Here is a 12,094-nt window from a genome sequence, read left to right on the forward strand (position 1 = left end):
CCGCGGACGGCAGCTCGAGCCATTCCCTACGAGAAGATCTTCGCCAGTTCGTCGATGCTGGTGCCTTCCTTGACCTGGCGCAGCTCGACATAGCTGACCGCCGTGGCAACGGAGAGCACCATCGACACCACGGCCTGAACCAGCGCGGCTCCCAGTTCGGCGAGGATCCCGCCGAAGAGGAGCAGCACCACCAGGATCCCCCACTGGATGACCATCGCGATGATGAGCAGGATCAGGAAGAGCCCGAACAGCGACCAGCGATTGCCCTTGGTCAGCGCACGGCTGCGCGACATCGAGCCGAACACGCCCAGCCGTTCCTGGATGAGGACCGGAACCGACATCGACCATCCGAGCCACAGGATGATGCCGGGAACGATCAGCGCGATCATCGCAAGCGCGGAGCCGATGCCGACGAGCAGGCCGATCGCAAGCGTTGGCAGCAGGAAGCGGATGGCAATCTGGATACAATCGCCGAAAGATGGCCGCCTTCCGTTCAGATCCTCGATCGTTGCCCGCACCAGCGACGACTGGAGCAGCAGCGTGAAGACGAAGGAAATCAAGCCCGCGAGGATGCTGAGATAGGAGTTGCGGAGCACCAGGTTGGGATCCGCCACGGCGCTCGGATCGCCATTCATCACCGCTTCCATCTGCGGCTGGGTCCACAATCTGATCAGCAGCGTCGGCACGCCGGCAAACAAAAGCCCAAGCCCGACGCAGAGTCCTATGTTACGCGTAATAACGGCAAAGGTGCTGTTGAACACCTTGCCAATCTCGAATTTGCCTGGTCGTCCCAATGTCGCAGTGGTCATGATAGTTTCCCCCGAGCCGCCGCCGCATCCAATTCGGCAACTTCAAGGCAAATTTGCCAAGATTGATGGGGCGCGTCCAGTGCACTTGCAATTGTTTGGGCATATTGCCAGTGTCGGAGCCGAACCGCAGGTTGCAGGGGGAACGCGCGGGTGACAGAACCGGGCACGGCCGACGCCGAATGGCTGGCCAGGATGCACAAGCAACTGCTGGCGGACGATTCCATCCAGTTCGACCTGCCGGCGCTGGTGCGGCCGGAACCGCCGGAATGGCTGAGGCCCCTGATCGAGGCCCTGGCGAAGCTCGGCCCCTATATGATCTATCTGTTCTGGGGCGCCGTGATCACCGGCGTCGCCATCATCGCATTCCTGCTCGTCCTCGAGGCGAAAGGTGTCGCCTGGCGGCTGCCATGGCGGCGCGCGCGCAAGGAGGATGAGACGAAGGAGGAATGGCGCCCGGACGCCGGCGCGGCGCAGATCCTGCTCTCCGAGGCCGACGCGCTCGCCGCGCGCGGCGACTATGACGAAGCGGTGCATCTTCTTTTGCGCCGCAGCGTCGCCGATATCGCCACTCGCCTGCCCGACTTCCTGCGCCCGTCGCTGACGGCGCGCGACATCGCCGCCGCAAGCTCCATCCCGTCCCGCCCCCGCGCGGCCTTCAGCGAGATCGCGCGCATCGTCGAGGCGGCGCTGTTTGCCCGCCGCCCGGTCGGCGCCGAGGGCTGGCGGCAGGCGCGCGGCGCCTATGAGCGCTTTGCCTTCCGGGATGCATGGGCATGAGCGCGGAAGGAACGGAGGCAGCCGAGGCGCCGTTCAGCCGCGGAACGCTGTTCTGGGGCATCTTCGCCAGTCTGCTGGCCGCCGCCGGGTTCTTTCTCCTGTCCACTTACGCTCCCGACTTCCGCCAGCCCGAGGGTGGCGGCACGCCTTTCTCCAAGGGCGGCACAGGCTACGCCGGGCTAGTCGAATGGCTGAAGCTCACCAACGGGCAGGCGCCGCCCATGGCGCGCGGCGAGAAAGACCTGGAATCCCCGTTGGCATCGACCTTCCTGCTGATCGTCACCATCGCGCCCGGCAGCGACCCGGCAGCACTGCAGCGCACCGTAAAGCTCCGCTCGGGTAAGGACACGCTGTTCGTGTTGCCCAAATGGGTCACCATTCCGCAAGGCGGCCATGAGGGCTGGGAGACGAAGGTCGAGCGGCTGCCCAGCACGGTGGTCAACGACTGGCTCGGCCGCCTCGCCAAGGCGAAGCTCGGCGAAGGCAAGCCAACGGTCGACAAGATCGATGTCGACGGCCGCAAGATCGCAGTGCCGGAAGAGCTCCAGTGGGTGGCAGACGAGCATCCGCTGATCTCGGCGGGTGACGGCAAGGCTGTTCTCACCGAGCTCGACAACGAGCCGTTCTACATCCTGACCGATCCAGATCTCATCAACAACGCGGCGCTGAAGGATGAGCAGACGGCGGCCGCGGCGCTCGACATGATCGCCATGCTGGAGCCCGCCAAGGGCGCGGTGATGTTCGACCTGACGCTACACGGCATCGGCCAGAACTACGACCTCGGCAAGCTCCTGGTCGAGCCGCCTTTCCTGGCGCTGACGCTGTCTGTTCTGGTGGCGGCGGCACTTGCCTTCCTGCACGGGCTTGGCCGCTTCGGTCCGCCGCGCGCCGAGGGCCGCGCTATTGCCTTCGGCAAGCGGGCGCTGGTCGACACCACGGCGATGCTCCTGAAGCGCGCCGGGCGATTGCAAGAACTTGGCGATCGCTACGCGGCGCTGATGCGCCAGCGCGCCGCAGCCCTGCTTGGCGCGCCGCACGGGCTGCAGGGCGAGGCGCTCGACCGCTGGCTGGATTCCCGCGACAAAAGCGAGGCGCATGGCTTCACCCAACGGTTCAAGACTGTAAACGATTCCAAAACATTGGCCGGAATGCATGAAGCAGCGGAAGAGCTGCATGACTGGACGGCAAGGAGGCTTGGTGAACGTCGATGAAGTGAAAGCCCTGGCAACAGCGATCAGGGAAGAAGTGGCGAAGGCGATCACCGGGCAGCGCGACACGGTCGATCTGATGCTGACGGCGCTGTTTGCCGGCGGGCACATATTGCTCGAAGGCCCGCCGGGCACGGCAAAGACCATGACCGCGCGCTGCTTCGCGCAGGCGCTTGGCGTCTCCTACGGGCGCATCCAGTTCACGCCCGACCTGATGCCCGGCGATATCGTCGGCGCCAACATCTACAATTTCCAGACGGGCCAGTTCACGCTGACGCGCGGCCCGATCTTCTGCGACCTGCTACTTGCCGACGAAATCAACCGCACGCCGCCGAAGACGCAGGCCGCGCTTCTCGAAGCCATGCAGGAGCATGCCGTCACCTTCGACGGCACGACGCATTCACTTGGCCGCACCTTCATGGTGGTGGCGACGCAGAACCCGATCGAGCATCAGGGCGTCTATCCACTGCCCGAGGCACAGCTCGATCGCTTCCTGTTCAAGCATCGGGTCAGCTATCCGGATGCGCAGGAAGAGCGCGCCATCATCATTCACCATGGCGGCGGCGCGGACTCGCATGACATCAAACAATACGGCATCACGGCCCAGACCGACCGCGCCACGCTCGAGGCGGCCTTGGCTACGGTCGGCGGCGTCATGTTGGTCGAGGACGTCGTCGGCTATATCGCGGCCCTTGTGCGCGGCACGCGCGAGAGCCCGGATCTGGAGGTGGGTGCCAGCCCCCGCGCGGGCGCCATGCTGGCACGGGCCGCGCGCGCCAGGGCGGCGCTCGACGGCCGCAGCTATGTCATCCCCGACGACGTCAAGGCTTTAGCCGTGCCGGCGCTACGCCACCGCGTCATCCTCTCGCCGGCGGCGCAGATCGATGGGCGCCTGGTCGAGCAGATCGTCTCCGACCTCGTCGACCAGACGGAAGCGCCGCGTTGATCTATCCGAGCGGCAGAGCAGTGTGGGCAGCGGCGGCGGGGGCGATCCCCGCCTTCATGATAGCGCTCGCGCTGCCGCATGTCTGGTATCTCGGGCTGCTGTGGATCTGCGCGTTGCTCGCCTTCCTGGCGGTCGACGCGGCGGCCGGGCGCGGGCGCTCTTCCCTCGGCGCCACGCTGACCGCGCCGCCGCAGGTCGGCGTCGGCGGGCGTTTCACGCTCCATATCGCGGCCGGCCTCGGCGCGCGGACGCGCCGCCTGCAGGCGCGCGTAGGGCACGACCAGCGGTTGGCGCCGGTCAACGGCACCGGCGGCGCGCTGCCGGCGAATGGCGGTACGCTCGACCTCGAATTCGATGCGGTGAGACGCGGCATCGCCAGCTTCGATCGGCTCTGGCTGCGCTGGCAGGGACCGTTCGGGCTGGTCTGGAACCAGGCCGTGCTGCCGATGGACCGCAAGGTGGCGGTGCTGCCGGACGTCAGCCGCGCGCGCGACGAGGCGATCACGCTCTTGCAGCGCTCAGCGCTTGCCGACGGCCATGCGCAAAAGCGCGCCGGCCAGGGCCGCGAGTTCGAGGCGCTGAAGGACTATCAGCCCGGCATGGGCCGGCGCATGATCGACTGGAAGCGGAGCGCCCGCCACGGCAAGCTTCTGGCGCGCGAGTTCCGCATCGAGGAGAACAATAACATCGTTCTAGCAATCGACAGCGGCCGCCTGATGTGCGAGCCGGTCGACGGCGTGGCGAAGGTCGACCGGGCGGTGACGGCGGCGCTGCTGTCGGCCTTCATCGCGCTGAAGGGCGGCGACCTCGTCAGCCTGTTTTCCTTCGACGCCCGGCCGCGCGTCTCCAGCGGCGCCGTGCGCGGCTCGGCGAGCTTCACCATGATCCAGAAGCGCGCAGCAGAGATCGACTATTCGACCGAGGAGACCAATTTCACCCTGGCGCTGACGACGCTTGCGGCGAAGCTCGACCGGCGCTCGCTGGTCATCGTCTTCACCGATTTCGTCGATCCGATCAGCGCCGAGCTGATGCTGCGCACCGTGGGGCGGCTGACCGAGCGGCATCTGGTGCTGTTCATGCTGATGAAGGATGTCGAGCTGGAGACGCTGGCCGACATGGCGCCGGCGGCGCCGGAGGATGTCGCCCGCGCGGTGACTGCCGGCGACCTGCTCAGGCAGCGACAGGTGGTGATCGGGCGGCTGCGACTGCTCGGTGCCCATGTCATCGAAGCCGACCACCAGCGGCTCGGCCCGGTGCTGGTCGAGCGCTATATCCAGCTCAAGGAGGAAAACCTCTTATGACGCTGCCCGCCGGCACGGATGCCGTCCGCCAGTCCCTGGCGAGCTTCCGCCAGGAGCGCGAGGCCGACTGGAAGGCGTTCGAGGCGCTGCTTGCGCGCGTCGAAAAGCGCGCGCCGCGCGCGCTGTCGGAAGACGAGCTCTTGTCGCTTCCCCTGCTCTACCGCTCGGCGCTGTCCTCGCTGTCGGTGGCGCGCGCGACCTCGCTCGACAGCGCCTTGATCGCCTATCTCGAAGCGCTCTGCCTACGCGGCTATTTCTACCTCTATGGCGCGCGGCGATCTCTGAGGACGCGCATCGGCGACTTCTTCCTGCACGACTGGCCGGCGGCAATCCGCGACCTGTGGCGGGAGGTGTGGACGTCGGTCGCGCTCACGGTGATCGGCGCCATTGCCGGCTACTGGCTGGTCGCCTCCGACAAGCGCTGGTACGACGCCATCATCGCGCCGAGTCTCGCCGGCGGGCGCAATCCGGATTCGTCCGCCGAGATGCTGCGCAGCGTGCTCTACGGCGGCGGCGACCACTTCCTGTCGGGTTTCGCCGTCTATCTCTTCACCCACAACACGCAGGTGTCGATCCTGGCCTTCGCGCTCGGCTTCGCTTTCGCGGTGCCGAGCGTGCTGATCATCCTGATGAATGGCTGCATGCTGGGCGCCATCTTCCAGATCTATGCCGCCAAGGGGCTCGGCTTACAGCTTGGCGGCTGGCTGTCGATCCACGGCACGACCGAGCTGTTCGCGATCGCGATCGCGGGCGCGGCCGGCATGCGCATCGGCACCAGCATCGCCTTTCCAGGCGAGCTGACGCGCATGGCCGCGGCCGCCCGAGCCGGACGGGTTGCGGCGACCGCCATGGTCGGCGTCGCCGTGATGCTTTTGTTTGCCGGCTTGCTCGAAGGCATCGGCCGGCAGACGATCACCAGCGACATCGCCCGCTATTCCATCGGCGGCGGCATGCTGGCGTTCTGGATCTGCTATTTCTACCTGTTGCGGATGGTGCGGCATGGCGACCGCTAGGAACCCCGCCGCCCACGTGCGCCCGCTGGTCACGCCGGAGGGCGTGGACCTGCGCGTCAAGCTGGCGGATGCCGGCACGCGGGCTTCGGGATTCCTGCTCGATGTGGTGATCATCATTATCGCCGCGATCGTTGTCAGCATCGTCGCGCTGTTCGGCCTGGGCGGCCTCGGCGTGAAGGACGCCGAACCGCTCTTCGTCGTCTGGATCATCTTTATCTTCCTGCTGCGCAACGTCTATTTCATCGCCTTCGAGGCGGGCCGGCGGGCGGCGACGCCGGGAAAGGGCATGGTCGGCGTCCGCGTCGCCTCGCGCAGCGGCGCGGGCCTTAGCCTCGACCAGGTCATCGCGCGCAATCTGATGCGCGAGATCGAGGTGTTCCTGCCGCTGTCGATCCTCGCCGCGCGCGGCAGCGCCGGCGTGGCCGATACGCTTTCGACCATCTTCGGCCTGGTGTGGGCGCTGCTGTTCTCGCTGTTTCCGCTGTTCAACCGCGACCGCTTAAGGATCGGCGACCTGCTCGCCGGCACCTGGGTGGTCGAAGCGCCGAAAGTAGCGCTGCTCGAGGATCTGTCACAGCGCAAGGACCCAATCGCGGCCCGCTTCCAGTTCAGCGCCGCACAGCTCGACGCCTACGGCATCGCCGAGCTGCACAAGCTGGAGGAAGTGCTGCGCCGCGACGACTATTTCGCGATGAAGGCGGTAGCGGAAACGATCGGCCGCAAGATCGGCGCCAGGGTGGAGCCTGCCGATTCCAAGGCCTTCCTCACCGCCTATTACGGCGAGCTCAGGGCGCATCTGGAACGCAAGCTGCTGCTCGGGAACAGGAAGGCGGATAAGTACGCGCGGTGAGCCTGGCGATAGCTGAAAAACGTCGGCGCTGCCCCTCATTGCCCTGCCGGGCATTTCTCCCCGTATAGAGACGGGGAGAAAGATGCTGTCGCTGGCGATTCGCCAATCTCAAACGTTGCAAGAAGGGCGGCGAGGTCGGGGCCATCTCCTTCTCCCCGTCACTATACGGGGAGAAGGTGCCGGCAGGCGGATGAGGGGCGGCGCCAGCCTACGAAATAAGGCTACGCGCCGGGCGGCTTCCGCCTACCCCACCCACTTCTCATAGTCGGACACCAGCAGGTGCAGCGGCGCCACATCCTCCTCGACATTGGAGAAGCGGCCGATAGGATCGCGGAAGACGTTGTCGGTGAGATCGTCATTGACGGTCGAGACCTCGCCGATCAGCACGTCCTTGCCTTCGGCCCAGAAGGCGTGCCAGACGCCGGGCAGCAGTGTGACGCTCTGGCCCGGGTCGAGCTTCAGGAGCCCGCCCGCCGGCAATCTGGTGATGGTGCCGTCTACCGGCACCGACACTTCGGCTTTCGGATCGATGCCGCCGTCGCGGTCGTGCATGAACAGTTCCAGCACCAGCTTGCCGCCGCCGCGGTTGATGATGTCCTCGGCCTTGATGTTGTGGCGGTGCATCGGCGACAGCTGGTCCTTGCGCGAGATCATGATTTTTTCGGCATACAGCATGCCCATGCCGAGCTTCATGTCCGCGTAGCGGCCGTTGCGCACGGTGAACAGAAAGAGGCCCAGCTCGTCGAACTTCTCCTGGCCATAGTCGGTGATGTCCCAGCCGAGACGCGAGCTGAAGATGGCCGCGGAGTCCGCCTTGTGCGCCTTCATCTCTTCCGGGCTCCAGTAGGCGAAGGGCGGCATGATGTAGCCGAACGAGCGGATGAAGGCGTCGGCGTCGCGGATAATGTCGTTGATGATCGAGCGTTTCATGGGTCTTTTCCTCCGGCCGCCGCCTGCTGAAATCTGCCAATCCGAATAGCCCAATGCCGGTCCGCTGTCGACGCAAACTGACGGCTCTGGCCCGGTGACAATCGGCCGGATCGGGACCATAAACCCAACCGGTCTTTTGATTGCGCATGTCTTTGTCCCGAAACCGCTCCACTTTCGGGAGACATGCTTTTGAATGGTGATTTCATGCCAAGCATAGACGACCTCGACACGCCGGCGATCCTGATCGACGCGGCCCGCGCCGAAGCCAACATCAAAAACGCGCAGGCGCATGCCGACAGCCACGGGCTGAAGCTCCGGCCGCATATCAAGACGCACAAGCTGCCTTACTGGGCGAAGAAGCAGGTCGCGGCCGGCGCCGTCGGCATCACCTGCCAGAAGATCGGCGAGGCCGAGGTGATGGCCGATGCCGGGCTCACCGATATTTTCCTCCCCTACAACATCCTCGGCCGCGCCAAGCTGGAGCGGCTGAAGGCATTGCATGGCCGAGTCACGCTTTCGGTGACGGCAGACAGCCATGAGACGCTGGAGGGGCTCGCCGCGACCTTCACCGATGCCGGCCATCCGCTGCCGGTGCTGGTCGAGTGCGACACCGGCATGGGGCGCTGCGGCGTGCAGAGCCCGGCCGAATCGCTGGCGCTGGCGAAAATGATCGACCAGGCCAAGGGCCTCGCATTCGGCGGGCTGATGACCTACCCGGCCGCCGGCCGCGCCGCCGAAGCGGAGGCCTGGCTGAGGAACGCGCGCGAGATGCTCGCCTCGGCCGGGCTCGAATGCCGGCGCATCTCCAGCGGCGGCACGCCGGACATGTGGCGCTCGGGCGAGGACAGCGTCGTCACCGAATACAGGCCCGGCACCTACATCTATCTCGACCGCTACCAGGTCGCCAAAGGCGTCGGTACGCTCGACGATTGCGCGCTGACGGTGCTCGCCACCGTGATCAGCCACCCGACGCCGACCCGCGCTATCCTGGACAGCGGCAGCAAGGCGCTGTCCTCCGACACACTGGGGCTGCCCGATTTCGGCGAGCTCCTCGGGATGCCCGGCGCGCGGCTGACCGGCCTCAGCGAAGAGCACGGCAACGTCACGCTTTCCGATGGCGCTGCCTTGCGCATCGGCGAGCGCGTGCGCGTCGTGCCCGATCATTGCTGCGTGGTGACGAACCTGTTCGACCAGGTGCACCTGATCGACGGCGACAAGGTGCTGGAAACGCTGCCGGTGGCGGCGCGGGGGAAGATGGGGTGAGGAGCGCCTTTACCTTCTCCCCTTGTGGGAGAAGGTGGATCGGCGCGCAGCGCCGAGACGGATGAGGGGTGCTCCAGCGGAGTGAGACGCTGGCGTTCCCTGGAACACCCTCATCCGGCCGCTTCGCGGCCATCACCCGGCCCTTCGCTGGCTCAGGGCGTTCGAAGCTCGAAAAGCCAAGCAATTGGCTTTTCGTCCGCTACGCGGACCGCTTCTCACCCCACAAGGGGAGAAGGGGGAGCCCGTTCCGCCTGCCTTGCCGCCACTCTCCGCATCGCACTCACGCGCCGCCTGAAAATCTCCGTGCGGATCGCCATCAGGTGCAACGCAAAGAACAAAACAGTGAATCCGAGCGCCATGACGGCTAAAGGCCACAGCATCGAAGGATCGATGGTCGGGCCGCCGAGGCGGAAGACGGAGGCCGGCTGGTGCAGCGTGTTCCACCAGTCGACCGAGAATTTGATGATCGGGATGTTGATGAAGCCGACCAGCGTGATGATGGCGGCGGCCCAGGCGGCGCGGCCGGCGTCATCCAGCGCGCGGGTCAGCGCGATGATGCCGAGATACATCAGAAAAAGCACGAAGACCGAGGTCAGCCGCGCGTCCCATACCCACCAGGTGCCCCACATCGGCTTGCCCCAGATCGAGCCGGTGATCAGCGCCAGCGCCGTGAAGACGGCGCCGATCGGAGCCGCCGATTTCAGCGCCACGTCGGCCAGCGGATGGCGCCAGACCAGCGTGCCGAGCGCCGAGATCGCCATGATCGTGTAGCACATCATGGCGAGCCAGGCGAAAGGCACGTGGATATACATGATGCGCACGGTGATCCCCTGCTGGAAATCTTCCGGCGCGGTGAAGCTCATATAGAGGCCGACGCCGAGCAGGATGGCGGCAATCGCCGCCAGCCACGGAATGACCTTGTCGGCCAGCCCGACGAAGCGCGTCGGGTTGGCGAGGTCGATCCAGCCGGCGAGGCGTGAAGTGGTGTCGCTCATGCCGACCTAAATAGACCGGCGTGAAGTTTGGGGCAATTGGACGGTTGTCGCAGCCTTTCCTTCTCCCCTTGCGGGAGAAGGTGGATCGGCGCGCAGCGCCGAGACGGATATTGGAAGGAATGAGGCATTGGGTGTTGGCAAAGTTCTTGCCAAGCTGGAGCACCCCTCATCCGTCGCCTTCGGCGACACCTTCTCCCACAAGGGGAGAAGGAAAAGTGCTGTGCCTTACGCCGCTTCGGTTACCGGACGGCTGAGGCGACGGACTTCCTCGTCGTTGAGCAGGCCGCCGGCGCGCAGCAGGGCTGCGAAGCGGCCGTTGCGCAGCGACAGCTCGGTGAAGCCGCCGTATTCGACCACCTTGCCCTTGTCCATGAAAACGACCAGGTCGGCGTCGCGCACGGTGGTGAGGCGGTGGGCGATGATGAAGGTGGTGCGGTCGCGGCGCAGCTCGTCGATCGCTTCCTTGACGCGGTCCTCAGTCTCGACGTCGAGCGCGCTGGTCGCCTCGTCGAGCACCAGGATCGGCGCATCCTTCAGCACCGCGCGGGCAATGGCGATGCGCTGGCGCTCGCCGCCCGACAACTGGCCGCCGCGCTCGCCGACCACGGTGTCGTAGCCGCCGCTCTTCGACAAGATGAAGTCCTGCGCGGCGGCGGCATTGGCTGCGGCGTGGACCTCGTCATTGCTCGCATCGGCGCGGCCGACACGGATGTTGTCCTCGATCGAGCGGTTGAGCAGGCCGGCGTCCTGGAAGACGGTGGCGATCGAGTGGCGCAGCGACTTGCGGGTCACCGTGCGGGTGTCGATGCCGTCGATCAGGATGCGGCCGCTGGCCGGCGTGAAGACGCGCTGCAGAAGGTTGATGAGCGTCGTCTTGCCGGCGCCGGTCGGGCCGACGATGGCGACCGTCTTGCCGGCCGGAACCTCGAAGGACACGTCCTCGATGCCGTGGCCCGAGTTGGCGAACTCGAAGCTGACGTTCTCGAAGCGCACATGGCCGGTGACGTTGGTAAGCTCGCGCAGGCCATCGGGCTCGGCGGCGTCGGCGGCTGAGTCCTCGAGGCGATAGAAGTCCTCGAGCTTGGCGCGCGCCTCCGATATCTGGTTGGCGAAGGCCGACATCTGGTCGAGGCGGGCGATCAAAAGCGTGGCGAAGCCGGTGAAAGCGATCACGTCGCCGACGCGCAGCTGGCCGTGGGTGACCAGATAGGCGCCGATCAGGAGCACGATCATCATCGAGATGGTCGAGGACAGCCGATGCAGCGCATTGGCGACCGCCCACCAGTCGAGCACGGGGTTCTGCGCGTCGAGCAGATTTTTGACGTAGCGCTTCAGCGTCGCGGTCTCGTGGCCGATGCGGTTGTAGCTCTGCAGCACGGCGACGTTGCTGACGGAGTCGGTCACATGGGCGAACACGGTGTGATAGTGGCGCTCGACGGCCGCCTGCCCCGCCTTGGTGCGGCGCATGACGAGCCGGCCGATGCCGAGATAAAGCGCGCCGAGGCCGAGCAGCACCATCGACATGCGGATGTCCATGGAAAGCGCGGTCGGGATCAGCAATGCCAGCGCGACGGCCGTCGACAGATGCTGACGCATGAATTCGAGCCAAAGGCTGAACAGCGTCTCGACGGCGCGCAGCAGCGTGTGTAGCGAATTGGAGGTGCCGCGCTGGTGGTGCCAGGCGAGCGGCATGGTGATGACGCGCTCGAAGGACTCGCAGAGCACTTCCGAACGGCGGGCATGGGCAAAACGGTCGGCGCCGCGCGCCACGAGCACGAAGGCGACGATGTTGAAGGCGCCAAGCGCAGCCCAGACGGCAAGCGTGGAGAACACCGAGCCGTGGCTCGAGATGGCGTCGATCACCCGGCCGAACAGGATCGGCTCGACGATGGCGATCATGGCAAGAGCGATGTTGGCGCCGCAGATGACCGCGACGCGCTTCTTGTCGGCTGCCAGATAACCCAGCGCTCTCAAGTAGATCTGCAGAAGTGTCACTTCAGCT

At 66.0% G+C, this 12,094-nt stretch carries 11 protein-coding genes; 7 read left to right on the forward strand and 4 right to left on the reverse strand.

The features are described 5' to 3' along the window. Nucleotides 1-26 precede the first annotated feature (26 nt). Entirely contained in the window at nt 27-809 is a 783-nt protein-coding gene (locus QAZ47_RS22615; protein WP_278230788.1) for a hypothetical protein, read from the reverse strand. 150 nt (nt 810-959) lie between these two features. Here QAZ47_RS22615 and QAZ47_RS22620 point away from each other — a divergent pair, with 150 nt between their 5' ends. From QAZ47_RS22620 to QAZ47_RS22645, 6 genes are read left to right on the forward strand one after another with little or no spacing between them, the layout of a single operon-like run. After that, entirely contained in the window at nt 960-1,586 is a 627-nt protein-coding gene (locus QAZ47_RS22620) for a DUF4129 domain-containing protein (RefSeq protein ID WP_278202965.1), read from the forward strand. After that, nucleotides 1,583-2,797 carry a DUF4350 domain-containing protein gene (locus QAZ47_RS22625; protein ID WP_278230789.1) on the forward strand — a complete coding sequence of 405 codons (1,215 nt, stop codon included), beginning with the start codon at nt 1,583-1,585 and terminating at the stop codon, nt 2,795-2,797. The genes QAZ47_RS22620 and QAZ47_RS22625 overlap by 4 nt, the downstream gene beginning before the upstream one ends. Further along, nucleotides 2,784-3,740, forward strand: coding sequence for a MoxR family ATPase (locus QAZ47_RS22630; protein WP_278202967.1), 957 nt, complete (start codon nt 2,784-2,786; stop codon nt 3,738-3,740). Before QAZ47_RS22625 ends, QAZ47_RS22630 begins: the two co-directional genes overlap by 14 nt. Further along, complete coding sequence (locus tag QAZ47_RS22635; protein ID WP_278230790.1) at nt 3,737-5,041, forward strand: DUF58 domain-containing protein; 1,305 nt, start codon at nt 3,737-3,739, stop codon at nt 5,039-5,041. The genes QAZ47_RS22630 and QAZ47_RS22635 overlap by 4 nt, the downstream gene beginning before the upstream one ends. Continuing rightward, a complete protein-coding gene (locus tag QAZ47_RS22640) occupies nt 5,038-6,054 on the forward strand; it encodes a stage II sporulation protein M (protein WP_278230791.1) in 1,017 nt (338 codons plus the stop codon). Before QAZ47_RS22635 ends, QAZ47_RS22640 begins: the two co-directional genes overlap by 4 nt. Next, nucleotides 6,041-6,904, forward strand: a complete 864-nt coding sequence (locus QAZ47_RS22645) for an RDD family protein (RefSeq protein WP_278230792.1) — start codon at nt 6,041-6,043, stop codon at nt 6,902-6,904. Before QAZ47_RS22640 ends, QAZ47_RS22645 begins: the two co-directional genes overlap by 14 nt. Nucleotides 6,905-7,147: 243 nt before the next feature. On the opposite strand, the gene QAZ47_RS22650 is transcribed toward QAZ47_RS22645, so the two are convergent. Then, nucleotides 7,148-7,834 carry a D-lyxose/D-mannose family sugar isomerase gene (locus QAZ47_RS22650; protein WP_278230793.1) on the reverse strand — a complete coding sequence of 229 codons (687 nt, stop codon included), beginning with the start codon at nt 7,832-7,834 and terminating at the stop codon, nt 7,148-7,150. A 204-nt stretch (nt 7,835-8,038) separates the two neighbouring features. On the opposite strand from QAZ47_RS22650, the gene QAZ47_RS22655 reads away from it, so the two are divergent. Next, nucleotides 8,039-9,097 (forward strand): D-TA family PLP-dependent enzyme, encoded by a 1,059-nt coding sequence (locus QAZ47_RS22655; RefSeq protein WP_278230794.1) that lies wholly within the window; start codon nt 8,039-8,041, stop codon nt 9,095-9,097. 215 nt (nt 9,098-9,312) lie between these two features. On the opposite strand, the gene QAZ47_RS22660 is transcribed toward QAZ47_RS22655, so the two are convergent. After that, nucleotides 9,313-10,092, reverse strand: a complete 780-nt coding sequence (locus QAZ47_RS22660; protein ID WP_278230795.1) for a heme ABC transporter permease — start codon at nt 10,090-10,092, stop codon at nt 9,313-9,315. A 225-nt stretch (nt 10,093-10,317) separates the two neighbouring features. Further along, complete coding sequence (locus QAZ47_RS22665; protein ID WP_278202975.1) at nt 10,318-12,087, reverse strand: glucan ABC transporter ATP-binding protein/ permease; 1,770 nt, start codon at nt 12,085-12,087, stop codon at nt 10,318-10,320. Nucleotides 12,088-12,094 lie beyond the last annotated feature (7 nt).

Source organism: Mesorhizobium sp. WSM4904, from assembly GCF_029674545.1.
In the GTDB taxonomy this organism is placed as follows: Bacteria; Pseudomonadota; Alphaproteobacteria; order Rhizobiales; family Rhizobiaceae; genus Mesorhizobium.